Origin of the sequence: Streptomyces clavifer (assembly GCF_036345975.1) — a bacterium.
GTDB classification, from domain to species: domain Bacteria; phylum Actinomycetota; class Actinomycetes; order Streptomycetales; family Streptomycetaceae; genus Streptomyces; species Streptomyces clavifer.
The window spans coordinates 7,211,619-7,229,856 of the sequence record NZ_CP107793.1; the positions used below are offsets into that span (position 1 = coordinate 7,211,619).

The 18,238-nt window shown below is 70.6% G+C and carries 14 protein-coding genes and 1 pseudogene; 9 read left to right on the plus strand and 6 right to left on the minus strand.

The window, feature by feature from the left end; translation table 11 throughout:
* The first annotated feature begins 118 nt into the window (after nucleotides 1-118).
* Nucleotides 119-568, plus strand: coding sequence for an effector-associated constant component EACC1 (locus OG927_RS31225; protein WP_124280293.1), 450 nt, complete (start codon nucleotides 119-121; stop codon nucleotides 566-568).
* Nucleotides 565-5,010 carry a caspase, EACC1-associated type gene (locus tag OG927_RS31230; protein ID WP_330321168.1) on the plus strand — a complete coding sequence of 1,482 codons (4,446 nt, stop codon included), beginning with the start codon at nucleotides 565-567 and terminating at the stop codon, nucleotides 5,008-5,010. Before OG927_RS31225 ends, OG927_RS31230 begins: the two co-directional genes overlap by 4 nt.
* Before the next feature lie 448 nt (nucleotides 5,011-5,458).
* On the opposite strand, the gene OG927_RS31235 is transcribed toward OG927_RS31230, so the two are convergent.
* Nucleotides 5,459-6,556: an amidohydrolase family protein gene (locus OG927_RS31235; RefSeq protein WP_330321169.1), complete on the minus strand. Its 1,098-nt coding sequence runs from the start codon at nucleotides 6,554-6,556 to the stop codon at nucleotides 5,459-5,461.
* Between the two features lie 524 nt (nucleotides 6,557-7,080).
* Between OG927_RS31235 and OG927_RS31240 the strand changes: the two are divergent.
* The 3 genes and pseudogenes from OG927_RS31240 to OG927_RS31250 form a co-directional block, all read left to right on the plus strand.
* Nucleotides 7,081-7,794, plus strand: a pseudogene (locus tag OG927_RS31240) (hypothetical protein); the annotation flags it as partial.
* 5 nt (nucleotides 7,795-7,799) lie between these two features.
* Nucleotides 7,800-8,480 (plus strand): DUF4166 domain-containing protein, encoded by a 681-nt coding sequence (locus OG927_RS31245; protein ID WP_056799757.1) that lies wholly within the window; start codon nucleotides 7,800-7,802, stop codon nucleotides 8,478-8,480.
* Nucleotides 8,477-9,118, plus strand: a complete 642-nt coding sequence (locus OG927_RS31250; protein WP_124280287.1) for a TetR/AcrR family transcriptional regulator — start codon at nucleotides 8,477-8,479, stop codon at nucleotides 9,116-9,118. Before OG927_RS31245 ends, OG927_RS31250 begins: the two co-directional genes overlap by 4 nt.
* A gap of 182 nt (nucleotides 9,119-9,300) precedes the next feature.
* Here the strand turns inward: OG927_RS31250 and OG927_RS31255 are convergent, their stop codons facing one another.
* A complete protein-coding gene (locus OG927_RS31255; RefSeq protein WP_124280286.1) occupies nucleotides 9,301-9,834 on the minus strand; it encodes an EF-hand domain-containing protein in 534 nt (177 codons plus the stop codon).
* A 584-nt stretch (nucleotides 9,835-10,418) separates the two neighbouring features.
* Here OG927_RS31255 and OG927_RS31260 point away from each other — a divergent pair.
* From OG927_RS31260 to OG927_RS31275, 4 genes are all read left to right on the plus strand, one after another.
* Nucleotides 10,419-11,174: a (5-formylfuran-3-yl)methyl phosphate synthase gene (locus OG927_RS31260; protein ID WP_124280285.1), complete on the plus strand. Its 756-nt coding sequence runs from the start codon at nucleotides 10,419-10,421 to the stop codon at nucleotides 11,172-11,174.
* Between the two features lie 8 nt (nucleotides 11,175-11,182).
* A complete protein-coding gene (locus tag OG927_RS31265) occupies nucleotides 11,183-12,604 on the plus strand; it encodes an aldehyde dehydrogenase family protein (RefSeq protein ID WP_206431709.1) in 1,422 nt (473 codons plus the stop codon).
* A gap of 2 nt (nucleotides 12,605-12,606) precedes the next feature.
* Nucleotides 12,607-13,710: an NAD(P)-dependent alcohol dehydrogenase gene (locus tag OG927_RS31270; RefSeq protein WP_056799745.1), complete on the plus strand. Its 1,104-nt coding sequence runs from the start codon at nucleotides 12,607-12,609 to the stop codon at nucleotides 13,708-13,710.
* 251 nt (nucleotides 13,711-13,961) lie between these two features.
* Nucleotides 13,962-14,870 carry a class I SAM-dependent methyltransferase gene (locus OG927_RS31275; protein WP_124280284.1) on the plus strand — a complete coding sequence of 303 codons (909 nt, stop codon included), beginning with the start codon at nucleotides 13,962-13,964 and terminating at the stop codon, nucleotides 14,868-14,870.
* Between the two features lie 223 nt (nucleotides 14,871-15,093).
* On the opposite strand, the gene OG927_RS31280 is transcribed toward OG927_RS31275, so the two are convergent.
* The 4 genes from OG927_RS31280 to OG927_RS31295 are packed head-to-tail and all read right to left on the minus strand — an operon-like array spanning nucleotide 15,094 to nucleotide 18,224.
* Nucleotides 15,094-15,921 (minus strand): endo alpha-1,4 polygalactosaminidase, encoded by an 828-nt coding sequence (locus OG927_RS31280; RefSeq protein ID WP_124280283.1) that lies wholly within the window; start codon nucleotides 15,919-15,921, stop codon nucleotides 15,094-15,096.
* On the minus strand, nucleotides 15,918-16,580 hold the full coding sequence (locus tag OG927_RS31285) for a spherulation-specific family 4 protein (protein ID WP_056799736.1): 663 nt from the start codon (nucleotides 16,578-16,580) through the stop codon (nucleotides 15,918-15,920). The genes OG927_RS31280 and OG927_RS31285 overlap by 4 nt, the downstream gene beginning before the upstream one ends.
* Nucleotides 16,577-17,503 carry an NAD-dependent epimerase/dehydratase family protein gene (locus tag OG927_RS31290; RefSeq protein WP_056799733.1) on the minus strand — a complete coding sequence of 309 codons (927 nt, stop codon included), beginning with the start codon at nucleotides 17,501-17,503 and terminating at the stop codon, nucleotides 16,577-16,579. The genes OG927_RS31285 and OG927_RS31290 overlap by 4 nt, the downstream gene beginning before the upstream one ends.
* Nucleotides 17,504-17,510: 7 nt before the next feature.
* Nucleotides 17,511-18,224, minus strand: coding sequence for a nucleotidyltransferase family protein (locus OG927_RS31295; protein ID WP_056799730.1), 714 nt, complete (start codon nucleotides 18,222-18,224; stop codon nucleotides 17,511-17,513).
* Nucleotides 18,225-18,238: the final 14 nt, after the last annotated feature.

Sequence of the window (18,238 nt, forward strand, 5' to 3'; positions counted from 1 at the left end):
CCATGTTGTACGTGGTCCTCGTGCGGCATGCTGTCGACAGGGCGAGGAGAGTTCCGGGAGGGACACCCGAACTCCCCGCCCGAGAAACCGGGAATGGCATCTGACCCTGGGGGAGACCATGCGGCTTGTCGTGACGGTACGCGGCGAAATGGGCAGCGACGACGGCGTCGCAGATCTCGGGACGTGGTTGAAGGACGTACCGCAGCTGAGGGGGCGCGTCGACCGTGCTGAACGGGACGGCGGCCCACCGGGGACGATGGGTCCGGCCATGGACGCCCTGGTGGCGGTCCTGGAGCCCGGAGGCGTTGCCGCAGTCTTCGTGGGGGCGGTGGTGGCATGGCTGCAGACCCGCCGCAGCAGCTACACGATCAGTGTGACCCGCCCCGACGGCACCCGGATCAGCCTCTCCTCACGCCAGGCCCGTGCGCTGAGCCCGCAGGACGCGGCCGACCTCGCCGAGCGCCTGGCGCGCCCGCCGGCCGACGGTGGCGGCCGGGCGGACCCGCAGGACGGTGTGGTTCGGGAGGAATCGCAGGACGGGAACCCGCCGGGCTCCCCGACGACATGACGGGTGGCGGTCTCGCGGTCCCCGGCGCACGTGCGGTGCTGTTCGGCACCGCGAGCCACGTCCGCGAGTCGGATCTGCCCGACCTCCCCTCCGTCGGAACGACACTCGACGATCTGCAGCGCACGCTGCTCGATGTATGCGGCATGGCACCCGGACACGTCGAGCGCGTCCCTGCCGACGCCGATGCCGCCCAAGTGCTCGACGCGGTCGAGGTGGCGGTGCGTACCGGTGGCGGCCCCGTTCTCTTCTACTACGTGGGGCACGGACAGCTCGGCCCGCGCGACGCTCTGTACCTCGCCACCCGCGCCAGCCGGTCCTTCCGGCAAGTCGCACAGTCGGTCTCGTACCGCACCATCAGCGACGTGCTGGGTGACGCAGGCAGCGGCAGTCTCGTCGTCCTCGACTGTTGCTTCTCCGGACGTGGCGGCGCTCCGGCCTCGGACGGCGGGGTCCGTCGGGCTTTCGCCTCCGCACGGCCGCGGGGGAGCTTCCTGCTCACGTCGGCCTCGCACTACGCCCTCTCCTTCGCGCCCGAGGACGAACGGCGCACCCTGTTCACCGGCCGGCTGCTCGAACTGCTCAACGACGGGGATCCGGCCGGACCGCCGTGGCTGACCGCCGACCGACTTCATATGGCACTCGATGAGCGCTTCGCCGAGGACCCCCGGGTCGATCCCGCCCGGCAGAGCGAGGGCGCATTGGGCTCGCTGCGCCTGGCGCGGAACCGCGCCTACCGTAAGCAGCCCGATGGGACCGTGGCTGCCGAGCAGCCCGCTGACGTGCCGTGCCCCTACCCGGGGCTGGAGCCGTACCGAGCTGTGGACAGCGCGCACTTCTTCGGTCGCGACGGCCTCACCGCACGGTTGCTGGAGTTGGTCGACGAGCTGCCGGACGGTGGCCAGCTGATGCTGGTGGGTGCCTCGGGCGCGGGCAAATCATCGCTGCTGCGTGCCGGCCTGGTGGCCGGCCTCGAGGCCCGTACGGATGCTCCGGGTTCGACGCTTCTACTGCCGGCCCCGGGACCTCATCCGATGCGGGCCCTGGCGGAAGCGTGGGCCCGAGCCACCGGGCGGGACTCGGACGAGGTGAGGGCCGAGTTCGAACACGGTTGCTTCCCGGCACCACGCCACGGGCTGCCCGACTGCGCGCTGCTGGTGGTGGACCAGTTCGAGGAGATCTTCACCCAGTGCGACACGATCGAGGAGTGTGCCGCATTCGTCTCCCTCCTCACACGAGACGGACCGGGCCGACGGCCCCGCGTCGTCCTCGGCCTGCGGGCGGACCACTACGGAAGCTGCCTGGAGCACCCTGGTCTCGAGCGGGTGCTGGCCCGGGCTCAGCTCGCCGTCCCGCCTCTGCGCGAGCAGGAGCTGCGCGCGGCGATCGAGGGCCCGGCCGCCGCCGTGGGCATGACGATAGAGCAGGGCCTGACCGACCGGCTCCTGGACGACCTCCGGTCGGGCCGCTCCGCGAGGGACGCGGCCACGGGGCTGCCGTTCCTGGCTCACGCTCTACGGGAAACGTGGCGCAGTCGCAGCGGAGTTCGACTCACCCTCGCCGGGTACCAGGCGACGGAAGGCATCTGGCAGTCGGTGGCCACCACGACCCGACGCGTCTACGAGTCCCTGGACGACGACGGGCAGGCGACGATGCGCGAGTTGCTGTTGCGCCTGGTCCACCTTCCGCCAGACGGTGGCCCCGCTGTGCTGCGGCACAGTGTCCCGCTCGCCTCACTGCCGGACCGCTCAGGCCAGATCCGGGACCAGCTGGCCACTGCACGGCTCCTGACGGTCGATAAGGACAGCGTCCAGATCGCACACGAGGCGCTGCTGCGGGCCTGGCCCCTGCTGCACCAGTGGGTCCAGGAGAATGCTGCCGCCCTACTGCTGCGGCAGCAGGTGGGAACCGCTGCCGAGGAATGGGACACCGCAGGCCGAGACGCAGCCTTCCTGTTCCGCGGAAGTCGCCTCCAGACCGCGGAGGAGCTTGCTGAGCACATCGAACTGCACGCATTGGAGCATGAGTTCCTGGCGGCCGGGCAGTCCCACGCGACCAGTGAACTACGCCGGGAGCAGCGCCGAACCATTCTCCTGAAGCGAGCGCTGTCCGCAGTCGCCATTGCCCTGTGCCTCGCACTCGTCGCCGCGGTCGTGGCGGTGAGGGAGAGGGGTCACGCGCAGGCGCAACAGGAAGTGGCGACGGCCCGTGCGCTGTTGGCCGAGGCGGACATCCTGGGTACGTCGGACCCTGACGCGGCCCTACGGCTCCAACTTGCCGCAAACGTCTTGCGTCCCAGTGCCGAAGCTCACCGCGCGCTCTTCGACACGCTGGCCGACAGCGCGTTCCGCGGGGTTTCGGAGTTGCCCGTGGCACCTGCGGACATGGCGCTCGCGCGTGGCGGGCGCATGCTGGCGACGTCGGAACGTGACCGCCTGGCAGTCTGGGACACCAGCCGTGATCCGGTTCCTCGCACGCCACTGGTCCGGATGGCGTGTCCCTCGAACGACGAGGCACATACGCCGGTGACGTTCGGCGGCCCTGGCGAACGCATGCTCGTAGCCGTCTGCGGCGACGAGGTGCGACTGTGGAACCTCGCCGATCGCCGGGGGAACGGGAAACCGCGTCCGGTCGCGACACTGCGTGCGACAGGTCTGAAGGACGTGGCGCACGGACCGAGTGCGGTGGTCCTGAGCCCGGACGGAAACACAGTGGCTGCCATCGGCTGGTCTCGGTACGTCGGCCACAGCAAGCTCGTCCTGTGGGACGTCCGCGACCCCCGGAAGCCGCGGCAGCTCGGGCTCGTCGAGGACTCCTCGACCACGCAGGAGCTGGTGCAGGGCGACCGGGCCGCGTTCAGCCCGGACGGCCGCCTGCTGGTCACCGCCGACACCCACGGAGAGCTTCGGCTGTGGGACGTCTCGGACCCCGGCAAACCCAAGCCGCAGGGCGTGGTGGAAGACGCCGGTGGTGCCCTGGCGTTCAGCCCGGACGGAGATCTGCTGGCGGCGAGCGACGACCGTGCGGTCAAACTGATCGACATCCGCTCGCCCCGTAGCCCGAAAGTCCTTGACGAACAGGCAGCTCACACCGACACGGTCAGCTTCCTCGACTTCTCCCCGGACGGCCGTCGCCTGGCCAGCTCGAGCTGGGACGAGACTGTCGCTGTGTGGGACGTCAGAGATCCGAGGGACATGACCAGGGAGTCCCGCTTGTACAGGCACTCGTCGTTCGCCCACGCGGCGCGGTTCGGCGCCGACGGAGACTCTTTGGTCTCGGTGAGCTACGACGAGGTCATCCACTGGGACCTCACCGACGTCCGACCACCTCGAGTCCTGGACGTGCTGCCCAACGGGGCTCTGCTCGCGCTGGCGCGGGACGGCACGACACTTGCCGTTGCCCGAGGCGATCGGATCGATCTGTGGAACCTGGCCGATCCAGCCGAGCCACGGCGACTGGCGAAACTGAGCAACCCTGTGAAGGAGCGCTTCGACACGGTCGACGGCGGCTCCGTCATCGGTGTGGGTGACGTCCTCGCCGATATCGAGTTCAGCCACGACGGCACGCTGCTCGCGACCATCAACCACGACCGAAGGGTTACCCTTTGGGACGTCTCCGCCCCGGCTCACCCGCGCGTTACGGGCACCGTGCGCAGCGGCGACGACGGCGCTCCAGGGCCCTCGCTGGCCTTCGCCCCCGGCAGACGGCTGCTCGCCGTGAACGACCTGAAGCACGTACAGGTCTGGGACGTGTCCGACCCGGCCCGCCCCGCCTCGATCGCATCCCTTGCCGCTCGCGGCGACGATGTCATCTTCAGCCCGAACGGTCGCCAACTCCTTATCGCGGGGACGAGCCTACGCCTTTGGGACCTGCGCTCAGGGAAGACGGCGCCGCTGTCCGGCGATCGCTTCTACCAAGGCAGCTCCGTGGTGGCGTTCTCTCCACGGGGGAACGTGGTGGCGGCCGTCGCCGAGGTGCCCGCAGAGGCCGACACCGGAATTCAGTTGTGGGCCGCCGAACGCGCCGGTTCCGTGCACCTGTTGGGGGAGTTGCAGCCTTCGGCGCTGAACGGGAGGAAGTTCACCCGACTGGCCTTTCATCCCGACGGCGTTCTCCTGGCCGGTGCGGAAGAGGACGGCGCCGTACGCGTGTGGAGCGTCACCGACCCCGGACGGCCGCATCTGGCGTTCACGTTCAGCGGCCACAGCGAGGGCGTCGACGACGTGGTCCTGGGCGGACCGCAGGGACGGACGATGATCACGACTAGTGCGGGTTACGCGCATGTCGTCGACATCGGCGACTACCCCGAGATCGCGGCCGACTCCATCCGCATCGCATGCCGGGCCACGGACGGCGGTCTCAGCCGCGAGGAGTGGGAAGAGCACGTACCGGAGGTCGAGTTCAGGGACAGCTGTCCGTACCCAGCGGACGAGGGGGACGCCTGAGTCCTCGGAAGGAAGAGGGAGAGGGTACGGGCCGGCACCAGCCTGCTCCTGACGAGCCGTGGCCGGGCCGGACGGCCGGGCCGCTCAGGCCGCGTACGGGCAAGCCCCAGGTCCGCAGTGGCCGGCTCATCGCGGTCCTTGCCGTAGACCCAGGCGATGGACCGTCAGGGCTTCGCGCGGGACCAGCACCACGAGCGACCGTCCTGCACCGCAAGAGTCCACAAGCGCACGGGTACCGAAAGGGGGGGCCTTGAGTTCAAGGACCGTGCAGCTGATGACCCATCCCCTGGCGTTCACGGGGCTGGTTCGGCCCCACTGTGCGGTGATCTCACCTCGACGCTGGCGTCTGAGGCTTCGACGTCGGGCACCACTGACCGGCCGACCGTGCGGTCATTGGTGGGGCTCGGGGAGGAGATGACCGTATGGGGAGGCCGGGCGGACAGCGAGGTCAGGCGCGCCCCAACGAGGGCATGAGGTGCAGCGCGTTGGCGCGGTTGATGCCGCGACGTCGGCGGTCCGTCAGGACGGGGTCGGTCTCGATGGCCGGCACTGTGAAGGCGGTGATGATGTCGGCGGAGGCAGCCGGCCAGTCGGTGCCGAAGAGGATCCGGTCGGCACCCGCGGTGGACACCAGAGTGCCTGCGGGGGCCATCGGGCCCGCCGTGTCGTAGTAGAAGCGGTGGAGATAGTCCTGCACACGGGCAGCATCGAGGGGTGGGGTACAGAAGTCGCCGAAAGCCTTCACCCGGGTGGCGATCTGGGGGAGGAAGCCGCCGGCGTGCGGCAGGACGACCGACAGATGCGGGTAGCGGTCGAGGGTCTTGCTACGGATCAGATTGACAGCGGCACGCGTAGTATCCAGCAGGAAATCGCACATGAAGTTCGGAATTCCGGGGACCGTGGGACTGCCGGGTGGTCCGCTCGGGAGGTCGAGCGGGTGCGTGAAGAGGACCGTGGCGCGTTCGTCGAGTTGCGCGAAGAGGCTGTCGTATGAGGGATCACCGAGATAGACACCGTTGTAGTTCGCCTTCACACTCACCCCAACGGCGCCGAGCTCGTCAAAGGCGTGTCGGAGAGCCCACGTGGTCACTTCGGGATGGTCCAGGACGGCAGGGCCGAGGACAGCGAAACGTCCCGGGTGTGCGGCGATCAAATCTGACAGCGCCTCGAAGACAACGGTGAGGCCTTCTCTGGCCTGCGCCGCGGAGCGGTATCGGTCCTGCATGGTCGGGTTGAGTACCGCGGTTGCGATTCCCACCCGGTCCATCAGCGCCAGGGTGGAGTCCAGATCCCAACGTGCCCACCACGGCAACTCCTTGCGCACCACGAGGCCCTCGCGCTCGGCCCAGTCCACCCATGCCGGAGCGGTGAAATGGTGGTGGACGTCAATCCTCGCCCGGCTGGCATCATCACCGCTCCATCCGCCCTGCACCGCCGATTCCTCACGGGCCAGAGCACTGGACCCGCTCGTGGCAGCGGCGGCCGTCGCTGCTCCACCGGCGATGAGCAGGCCGCGCCGGGTCATCGCCTGGTTCGATACCGACATCTGCGTACTCCATCCGTAACGCGAACGAGTTCTCCGTCCCACGATGGCCCGGCTGCGGGCCCAAGATCACCACGGCGTGCCCTGTCGGGGGTTGTTTCCCTCCGACGGACGCAGTCCGGACGGAGGGCCTCGCCAGTGCCTCCGGCGTCCGGTTTCGCGGGAAAGGAGGCCGGCAGCCCAGATCTCGTGGCCGTCATCGCGGAGGTCGAGCAGGTCGCGTCGCTTGCCGGCAGGCCGTCCTCCTCGTCGAAGACATGTCCAAGGGCTGTCCCGCAATGGGGACGCCTGCTCGACGTAAGGTCTGCGCGACGGCGCACTCAGCGCCGCTGCCTCGGCCACAGGGAGTGCCTCGTCGGACCCAGACCCACCTGTTGTTTCTGCTACCTGATCATCGATTTTGATCAGATGGTCCGAAGTCGCCGATGAGCGGCCTGTCCCCCTGTCCGTCGATTCTCTTGAGCGTTCGCTCAAACACGGGATAGGGTGCCGTTTGAGCGAACGCTCAAACAGCCAGGGGAGCGGATATCGGCTTGTACGTGGAAACAGTGATCGACGCCGATATGGACGTTCTCTGGGAGCGGACCCAGAATCCGGCGCGGCACCAGTCCTGGGACCTGAGGTTCACATCGATCTCCTACCTGCCGCGCACCGAAGGGGAGCCGCAGCGCTTCCGCTACGCGACCCGGCTGCTGCCCCTCCTGTGGATCGCCGGCACGGGAGTCAGCGCGGGCGAGCGGCAACGGCCCGACGGCACGCGCGTTTCGGCGCTGCGCTTCGCTTCGGGTCACCCGCTCTCGCTGCTGGCCGAGGGCAGCGGCTACTGGCGCTACGTCCCCGGCCCTACCGGGGTCCGCTTCCTGACCGGCTACGACTACCGCCCGCGCTGGGGCCGTTGTGGTGCCCTCGCCGATCGGCTGGTCTTCCGTCCGCTCATGGGCTGGGCCACCGCCTGGTCGTTCGACCGGCTGCGGCTGTGGTGCGAACGCGGGATCCACCCGCGCGCCGCCCTCGGCCGCGCCCTCGGGGAGTGCGCCGCGCGCCTGGCCCTGCCCCTCGCCGCCCTGGTCGCCTCTCCCGCCGCCCTGGTCGCCTCTCCCGCCGCCCCGCTCGCCCTCGCGGCGGGCATCGCAGTACTCGCAGTCCTGCTGCCCCCGCTGCCCGGCACTCCCGCCGCACGCCGTTGCCGGCGCACCCCGTCCGGGCGCGTCGGCCCACCCCGACTGCTCACCACCCTGGAGCCCTCGTGCCCTCGATCTTCCACACGCACATGGGAGCCGACTTCGGTCGTCTGCACCCCGAGATCCGGCGCCGCTTCTCCGTCGGGCTCGACAACGGCGAAGCCTGTGTCGGGCGCGGAACGATGGAGCGGATCCGCCACGGGGCCCTCTTCGTGAAGCCCTTCCTCCGGCTCGGCGGGACGCGCAACATCCTCGTCCCGCGCGAAGGGCGCGACGTGCCCTTCGTCATCGAGAACTTTCCCTACGCGGACTCCTTCGGCCGCGAAACCGTCACCTTCGTGCGAACCTTCCAGCTGCCTGACGGCCCCCACCGCTTCGACGCCACGATGGTCCTCAGCCCCGAACGCGACTGCGTTCTCGACTACCTCGGCACCCACCAGCACCTCGCCAGCGACCTCCGCATGAGCGCCGAATCCGACGGCTCGCTCCTCATCCGCTCCGGCGAGCACCGCTTCCGTGAGGGCCCCGTCGATGTCCGCGTCCCGTCCCTGATCGGAGGCGAAGCCGAAGTCCGCGAGTCGTTCGACGAGAGCACCGGCAGCTTCCGTATCCGGGTGCGGGTGACCAACCGGCACTTCGGCTTCCTCTTCGGCTACGAGGGCTCCTTCACCGCCGAGTACGTCGACGTGGGCGGGCGCGAACCCCGCGCCGACCTGCGGCCCGTCCGCGAGGAGGCTCGTGCGTGAGTGCGTCCGGCGGGGCCACCCGCCTCAAACTCCTCGACGGAGCCTTGCGCACCCTGGTCGAACAGGGCATTGCCAAGACCTCGGCCCGCTCCATCGCGACCACTGCAGGGGTCAACCAGGCGCTGATCTTCTACCACTTCGGTTCCGTCGACGAGCTCCTTGCCGCCGCCTGCGTCCACGGCGCCGAACAGCGCGTCTCCCGCTACCGTGAGAGGCTCGCCACCCTGGACTCCCTCACGGAGCTCCTGGCCTTCGCCCGCGCGATGCACGCCGAGGAACGAGCGGCCGGACAGGTGGCAGTCCTTGGCCAGCTGTTGGCCGCCGGTCAGACCACGCCCGCTCTCGCGGCCGCGACCTCAGCAGGGCTCGCGCTGTGGATCGACGAACTGGAGGCTGTTCTGACCCGGCTGCTCGTCGCGACCCCCCTGGCCGCCTTCGCGGACCCTGCCGGGCTGGCCCGTGCCGCGGCCGCTTCCTTCGTCGGCATCGAACTGTACGAGGGCGTCGACCCCGAGGGTGCCGGCCGTGCCCTGGATTCCCTCGAGCAGCTCGCCGTCCTCGCCCAGTCCCTGCAAGAACTCGGCCCCCTGTCCCAACGGGCCATCACCTACGGACTGCGCCACCACACCCGAGGCTGAGACCGCAGGACATGACGCCGGCGGGCTCTGGCCATTGTTCGGATTGGGTGAGTGGGCCCGGACCGGATCTCAACCCCGGTTTTCAAGGCCGAAGCCCTCAGCATCGCGGGGGTCAGGAGACCTCACTGCGATCCGGGAGGCGGCTCACGCCCTACGGGGCGAGCCGCCGGACCGGGTTCGGATCAGGATGCCGGTGCAGCCGCCAGAAGGTCGGCGGGGATGCCGGCCTTGTCAGGGGCGTAGAAGTTCCTGATCTCGGCTTCCCAGGCATCCACGCCGATCCGGTCGGCGTCATCGGGACGGAGTGCCTCGAAGAGGGCTTGGATGTTCGGCAGGTCGAAGCCGACCCCCCGCAGCATCCCGGTGAACACCGGCCGGGTGACGCTCCCGCTGCCGTCCAGGTCACCGAGACGGGCGAAGCCGGCTGCGAACTGGTCGATCGCCCCGCTGAAGCGCTCCGGTGACAGGACACACGCCTGGTATTCGGCGTAGGTGATCCGGCCGTCCTGATCGGTGTCGAGCTCACCGGCCAGCGTGTCCCAGTAGCGCGTGAAGCCGGCTCGCATGGCCTGCTTCGGTGCTTCGTCGGCTCCGGGCACGGCTGCGGCGACCCGGCTGCTCATCAGATCGAAGTCGTCGGATTCCAGGACCCCGTTGCCGTCGGCGTCGAACAGGGTGAACACGAGTTTCACACGGTTGACCGCTTCGTTGCGCATGGGCTCATACCTTTCGTCAGTTCGGGAGACGGGGCGGCCGTGCCGGTCGCGTCGTACGGCGTGCGACGCGACCGGCGACATACCGGTGAGTCGCCGACAGGTGCGGCGAACACCGTGCGGGACGGGGATGTCGCGTCTGCGGTGGGCCGGTCGCACGGCTTTCGAGCTGTCACTCTGCGGGCTGCGGGATCCGAAGTCCTGGGTAGGGCCAGCCGGTCAGCAGAAAGAGTGAACATGATGCCGATCCGGCATGAACGGACCTTCTCACCGCGCAGCGGGCGTGTCGTCCCGCGCCTCTTCGAGAAGGTCGGCGGCCCTTCTCGGGGTGCCGGCCCGGACTGCTGGAGACCACGCGTACCGCGCTGCCCGGCCCGCCACGCCCCACACATCGCGCGGGGCAAGGGCGGGAGCCCATGGATCCGGCGTGCACGGCGCACTGGACACACCAACAGCACCCCGTTCGGTCTCCGCGCGCCCTACCGGTGGTCACGAGGCGCCCTCAATGATGAGCAGACCGCAAGTCATCCAAGCGACTCCGCACACCTGCTCACGGACAGGCGGATGTGTGGGGGAAGGAGTGCGCGTTGTTGCTTCTCATCTCCCCGGACGGCGTCGAGGAAGCCCTCGACTGTGCGAAGGCGGCGGAGCACCTTGACATCGTGGACGTCAAGAAGCCCGACGAGGGCTCGCTCGGTGCGAACTTCCCCTGGGTCATCAGGGAGATCCGCGACGCGGTCCCGGCGGACAAACCGGTGTCCGCGACCGTCGGAGACGTGCCGTACAAGCCCGGCACAGTGGCCCAGGCGGCACTCGGCGCCGCTGTCTCCGGAGCCACCTACATCAAGGTCGGCCTCTACGGATGCACGACGCCCGACCAGGCCATCGACGTCATGCGAGCGGTCGTCCGGGCAGTGAAGGACCATCGGCCGGACGCCTTCGTCGTCGCCTCGGGGTATGCCGATGCCCACCGGGTCGGCTGCGTCAACCCGCTCGCACTGCCCGACATCGCCCTGCGCTCCGGCTCCGACGCGGCCATGCTCGACACCGCGGTCAAGGACGGGACACGGTTGTTCGACCACGTTCCGCCGGAGGTCTGCGCGGAGTTCGTGCGGCGCTCCCACGACGCCGGTCTCCTCGCCGCCCTCGCGGGCAGCGTCAAGGCGGAAGACCTCGGTGTGCTGACGCGTATCGGCACGGACATCGTGGGGGTGCGGGGGGCGGTCTGCGAAGGCGGTGACCGCAACACCGGAAGGATTCAGCCGGAGCTGGTCGCCGCCTTCCGGGCAGAGATGGACCGGCACGCCCGAGAACACACCGCCGCCGCCCCGGCTGCGGGCTGACCGTCGGCATGGCCACGCATCAGCCCGGGCACGTCCGACAGCACACGGGCACACCCGTGATCCCAGGTGGGCGTTTCGCCGTCCTCGATCCGGCAACCGGCGAGGCCTTCGGCGAGGCTCCCGACCAGCGTCCGGACGAGCTGGACGCCATCGTCGGCCGTGCCCAGGAGGCATGGCGCCACTGGCGGGCCGACCCCGCCGCCCGCACCACCGCACTGCTCGCGGCAGCCGACGCCGTGGAGGCGGCCGGGGCGGACATCGCCCCTCTGCTCACCCGTGAACAGGGCAAACCGCTGGCCGAGTCGCACCAGGAGATCGCCCGCACGGCGGCCCGCCTCCGCTACTTCGCCGAGACGGCCCCGCAGCCGGAGCCCATCACCGACGGCAGGCCGGTACACAGCGAGGTCCGCTGGCGCCCCCTCGGGCCCGTGGCCGCGATCGTCCCGTGGAACTTCCCCCTCCAACTCGCGTCCGCCAAGTTCGCGCCCGCGCTCGCCGCGGGCAACACGATGGTGCTCAAGCCGTCCCCCTTCACCCCCCTCGCCACACGGCTGCTGGGATCCGTCCTCTCCGCTGCCCTTCCCGAGGACGTACTGACGATCGTCACCGGTCATGAGCCCCTCGGCGCCCGCCTCGCATCCCATCCGGGGATCCGACACGTGACCTTCACCGGTTCGATTTCCACCGGACGGGCCGTCGCGGAGGGCGCGGCGGCCTCACTCGCGCGCGTCACCCTGGAGCTGGGCGGCAACGACGCCGCCATCCTGCTGGACGACGTGGACGTGGAAGAGATCGCCGACCGGCTGTTCTGGGCGGCGTTCCGCAACTGCGGGCAGGTCTGCATGGCGGTCAAGCGTGTCTACGCACCGGCCCGCCTCTACTCCCAGGTGGTCGAGGCCCTCGCGCAGCGTGCGAAGGCCGCCGTCGTCGGAGCCGGCCTCGACCCCGGCACGCAGCTGGGTCCCGTCAACAACGCCCCCCAACTGGCCAGGGTGGAGCGCTACACCGCCCAGGCACTGGCAGACGGCGCCCGAGCCGTGGCCGGGGGGCACCGGCTGGACCGGCCGGGCTACTTCTTCGCCCCGACGATCCTGGCGGATGTCCCCGCCCGGAGCCCGGTGGTGACACAGGAACAGTTCGGCCCCGTCCTGCCGGTGCTGCCGTACGGCCACCTCGACGAAGCCGTCGAGGCAGCCAACGACACCGGCTTCGGACTGGGCGGCTCGGTGTGGGGGACCGACCTCGACCGGGCCGGGGAGGTGGCCGACCGGCTGGAGTGCGGAACGGCATGGATCAACCACCACGCCGAACTGTCCCTCGCCCAGCCCTTCGCCGGCGCCAAGGACAGCGGGGTCGGCGTCGCGGGCGGGCCATGGGGGCTCTACGGCAACCTCAGACCCTTCGTCGTGCACCGCCCGCAGGAGGTGTGACGATGAGATTCGGCGCAGCGGTACTGCGTTCGTACGAAGGCCGGTTCGCCCTGGAGGAGGTCCTCCTGCACACAGGACCGGCCGACGGCGAGATCCTGGTCAGGATCGCAGGCTGCGGGGTGTGCCGGACCGATCTCGCGGTCCGGCACTCTGCGGGGCGCTCCCCGCTGCCGGCGGTCCTCGGGCACGAAGGCGCCGGTGTCGTGGTGGAGACGGGCGACCCGCACACCGGCCTCAGCAGGGGTGACCACGTCGTGCTGAGCTTCGACTCCTGCGGCCACTGCCGGAACTGCCTGGCCGCGGCCCCCGGCTACTGCGACTCCTTCGCCTCGCTCAACCTCTTCGGAGGGCGTACGGAGAACGCCGCGCGGCTGACCGACCTGGCCGGCGACGAACTGGCCCCCCGGTGGTTCGCCCAGTCCTCGTTCGCCGAGTACGCGCTCGTCCCCGCCCGCAACGCCGTGCGGGTCGATCCCACGCTGCCCGTCGAACTGCTCGGACCGCTCGGCTGCGGCTTCCTCACCGGTGCCGGAGCGGTCCTCAACTCCTTCGCCGCCGGGCCCGGCGACACCCTCGCCGTCCTCGGCGCAGGAGCGGTGGGCCTGGCCGCAGTGATGGCGGCCACAGCCTCCGGGGCGAAGACCGTGGCCGTCGACCGGCACCCCGAGCGTCTGGCTCTTGCCGAACGATTCGGCGCGACTCCGCTGTACGCCACCACACCCGACCTGCCCGGCCGCATCAGGCGACTGACCGACGGCGGCGCGTGCTACGCGCTGGACACCACGGCCTCGGCCCGGCTGATCAACGACGCACTCCTGGCTCTGCGCCCGACCGGGCATCTCGGTCTGGTGGCACGGCTGCACACCACGTTGCCGCTCGAACCGGGAGCGCTGGACCGAGGCAGGAGGATCTCCCACATCTGCGAGGGGGACGCGGTACCGGGACTGCTGATCCCGCGCCTGATCGGGCTGTGGCAGGCCGGGCGGTTTCCCTTCGACGAGCTGATCCGCACCTATCCGCTCGCCGACATCAACGAGGCCGAACACGACTGCGAAGCCGGCCGCGTGGTCAAACCCGTCGTGATCCCGGAGGGGAGGAGCGGGTGACGGAGACGTACGACGCCCTCCGCCTTCCCGCACCGGCCCGCACCGGCCCGCACCGGCCCGCACCGGCCCGCACCGGCCCGCACCGGCCCGCACCGGCCCGCACCGGCCCGCACCGGCCCGCACCGGCCCGCACCGGCCCGCACCGGCCCGCACCGGCCCGCACCGGCCCGCATCGGCCCGCATCGACCCGCACCGACCCGCACCGCCCGTCGTCCGACGGAGCCCGGTCCCCACTCGCCAACGGAGGAAACGTGGTCGGCACAACGCATCGCAACACCGGCGTGGAAGGCGTGGAAGGAGGTGTAGGGGTGACCGCTCTCCTGGTCGCCGCCGCACGGGCGATCGAGACCTACCGTCACGACGCCCTGGCCCGGGACGTCTATGCGGAGCACTTCGTGCGCGCCGCACCGGCGTCCGCCGGCTGGCCGGTCCGCATGCACCAGGTACCGGACGGCGACGCGAACCCCTTGTGGGGACGATTCGCACGCTACTTCGGACTGCGTACGAGGGTCCTCGACGACTTCCTCCTCCAGTCGGTGTCCACGGATGGCGCCCGCCAAGTCGTGCTGCTCGGAGCAGGGTTGGACTCACGGGCCTTCCGGCTCGAGTGGCCTCCCGGATGCGTGGTCTACGAGGTCGACAGGGAAGGAGTCCTGGCGTTCAAACAGAAGGTGCTCGACGGTCTGTCGGCCACCCCGAGGGCCGTGCGCGTACCCCTTCCCATCGATCTCCGCGCCGACTGGGTCGGAGCACTCGCCGATGCCGGCTTCGACCGGGCCGCACCGAGTGTCTGGCTGGCCGAGGGGTTGCTGTTCTACCTGCCGCCCGACGCCGAGACGTCCCTCATCGACAGGGTGGACCGACTGAGCACCGAAGGGAGCGCCTTGGCCTACGAGGTCAAGCTCGACAAGGACCTGCTGGAATACCGCGACAGCCCTCTCTACACCTCGACGACAGAGCAGATCGGCATCGACCTGCTCAACCTGTTCGACAGGGAACCGCGGCCCGACTCCGACGCCGATCTGACGAGCAGGGGCTGGTCCACATCGGTCCACACCCCCTACGACTTCACCCGTCGGCACGGCCGCGGCCCATTGCCCGAGGAGAACGACGCCCTGGCGGGGAACCGGTGGGTGTTCGCGAACAAAGCCCGAACATGACGCCGCGCCCGGGCCTCGCGCCCGGGTCCGACATGGCGCCGGTCCTGGCCCCGCCGGGGTGCGTATCGCGTCGGGACCGATCCCTCGCGGCCGGAGCTGGATGAGCGGCTGGGGACCAGCCTTCGGCCCTGCTCCCGCGTACGCAGGCCGACCCGACGGGACCAAGGCCCATCGGAGCGACTCGTCCGGTGTCCGAGCGCCGTCGAGCCCCGGACCCGCCCGTTCAGCAGGCCCTGCGCCAGGTCCCCAGCTCCCACTTCTTGCGCATGGAGGAGAGACCCAGCCGGCGGGACTCCGGGCAGAACCGGTGAGTCGGCTCGGTGTACTCGACGTGAAAGACCGCCTTGCCGGCCTCGATGAACGGCGTGAGCCGCGCGCACTCGCCGTACTGCGCGCACTGCTCGTTGACCGCGAAGTCGAAGACGTCCACCAGGTGCGGGATCTGCGGCAGGTCGTTCTTGAGGCCCACCGCCAGGCCGCGTTCGTGGGCGATGTCGGCGATCATGCGGTTGTACTTCAGCTGGTCCCGCGCGGTGAGCGGGAAGCCGGTGTCGTCGGCGTACCCCTCCACCAGGTCGGGCTCCACCGCGTCGAACCCCTTCTCCCGGCACATGTCGAACCGCCGTTCCATGATCGGCCGCAGCAGGGAGATCCGGCGGATGTCGAGCCAGCGTTCGCCCTGCCAGCCGTTCGGCCCGCCCAGCACCGAGCGGGGGAACGCGTCCGCGTCGGGCCGGTAGTCCTCCCAGGCGCCCACGTTGATGTAGCAGATCACCTTGCGGCCGTCGCGGTGGAGCCGGGCGACGTCCGCGGCGTCGTTCTCGAAGCCGTCGATGTCGTAGACCGGCACGTCTGCTGCCGCGGCGTCGACCTTCCCGTCGAGCTGCCACTGCCAGGCCAGCCCCGGTCCGGGCTGCCACCGCTCCTGCCGCGGCCCGTCCGCCGCCGAGTCCCGGCTGCCGCCCGTATCGGTACAGCCGGTCAGTGCGGGCGTCGCCGAGACCGCCAGCACGGTCAGCAGGGCCGTCCACGCCCGAGCCCTTCGCCTCACCGCTCCGCTCCGCTCAGTACCGGTGTCAGCCGGGACCACGGGTTGGGTGGTTCACCGGTGACCGGGCCGGACACGGCGGCGCCACGCTCGTGAGCGGTGCGCACGGCCAGCGGGGCCAGTGCCTCGGGCACGCCGTACACCAGATGGCAGAAGCGGTCGGGTGCATGGCGCGCCGTCCAGTCAGGCCTGCTGAACGCCGACACGTAGGTGGACCAGGGGCCCTCGAAGGTGACTACGAGATCGGCGATCCGGGCGTAGCCGGGCGCCGGGTACACGCCCGGGTTGATGACCACGGGGGAGGCACCCTGCCCCCGCAGGGCCCGGACCAGCTTCCGGTAGGCGGGCAGGGCGTCCTCGGCCGCGCTGACCCGGTCCAGGAAGAGGCCGTCGGTCGCGTACCACTCCCGGTGCCGGGCGGCATCGGCGGTGACGTCCGCGGCGGGCCGGGTGCCGTAGTCGGTATCCACGTAGCCGAGCAGCCGGGCGCCCGCTCCGCGCAGTGCGCCCGCTGCGGAGACGAAGGCGGGATCGGGGCTGCCGCCCGGTCCGTCCGCGGGATTGAGCACGACCGCGTAGGTGCGGTCGGCTGCCGCGATGAGCCGGTGCCAGGCCCCCGGGTCCACGGTCGGGTGGACGTACAGCGGGATCAGCAGGCTCACGACGGCAGTTCGCCTTCCTCGCGTGGGAACGGGGGGTGGGCGCCGGCCGACCACAGTGCCGCCAGCGACTCCCGGAGCGTGTACGAGGGGCTCCAGTCGAGGGCCGTCCGGGCGGCTGAGACGTCGGAGCACTGCCAGGAGACCTGCTCCGAGCGGGCGGAGCCGGCACCCTGTTCCTCGATGCGGCCGCGAAAGGCCGCGAGGTCCGCGAGCGTGCGCACCAGGTGGCGCACCGGTACGGCGTCGCCGCCGCTGATGTTGAGCACGCGGGGGAGTGGACCGGGCGCGGTCACCGCCCGCTCCACCGCCCGTGCCACATCGCGTGCGTCGACGAAGTCGCGGTACGCCGACAGGTCCCCGAGGCGGAGTACCGCGTCCGGGTCCGAACCCGCCTCCCGCAGCAGCCGGGTGACCCGTCCGGGCAGCCCGGCGGGTGGCGCCCCGGGTCCCACCGGGTTCCCGACCCGCAGGACGAGTGCGTCCAGGGCGGAGGTCGTGACGGTGACCGTGCCGGCCAGTTTCGTGGCCCCGTAGGCGGTGAGCGGGCGGGTGGCCGCCGACTCCGGCGTCGGGACCCGGCCGGCCCCCGGGCCGTACTCGGCAGCCGAACCGAGATGGACCAGCCGGGCTGCGGGGCAGGCCAGGGCCATCGCCGCGCAGAGCACGGCCGGTCCCCGGGCGTTGGCCTCCGCCAGTGTCACCGCGCTGCCTCCGGTCGCGCCGGCGCAGTTGACCACGGCGTCCGGCGCCACCGACGCCAGGGTCTTCGCGAGCCGGTCGGTGGAGTCGGTGGCGAGGTCGAGGGGGACGTCGGCGGCGGGGGACCGGCCGCCGCCGAGGACCCGCGCGCCCCGGAGGACGCCGAGCCGCTCGGCGACGTGGGCCCCCAGATAGCCGGTGGAACCCAGAACGAGAATGCGCATGCGGTGCTCAGGCTCCCTTGAGTAGCAGGGACTTGCGGCTGGTGAACTCCGCGTTGGCACGGTCGTAGTCGTCGGGACGGCCGATGTCCAGCCAGTAGCCGTCGAAATCGTAGGCATGCGGCGGGTTGCCGGAACCCAGCAGGTCCAGCACCAACTCGTCGAAGCCCAGTGGCAGTCCGGGGGTGTACCCGTCGAGTGTGGCCCGGGTCAGTCCGTAGACCCCCATGGAAACGCGGTAGTCCATGCTCGGCTTCTCGGTGAAACCGACGACCTTGCTCGCGTCGGTGGTCAGCACCCCGAAGTCGATGCGTACCTGGCGCGCGTACGTGGCGATCGTCAGAGGTGCTTCGGAAGCCTGGTGGCGGCGCAGGACGTCGGCGTAGTCGAGGTCCGTGAGGATGTCCCCGTTCATCACGAGGAAGTGTTCCGGCAGCCGCTCCCGCATCGTGAGCAGCGGGCCCATCGTCCCCAGGGGGGACTCCTCGGTGGCGTAGTCGACTTCCAGCCCCCACTGGGAGCCGTCGCCGACGTAGGCCCGGATGATCTCGCCGAGGTGGCCTATGGCGATGGTGACGCCGGTGAAGCCGGCCGAGGCGAGCTGACGCAGGACGATCTCGAGGATTGCGTGCTGGTCGCCGATGGGCACCAGCGGCTTGGGCAGTGCCGTGGTGTAGGGCCGCAGCCGGACGCCCTTGCCTCCGGCCATGATCACTGCGTACATGGTCTTCCCCCTTG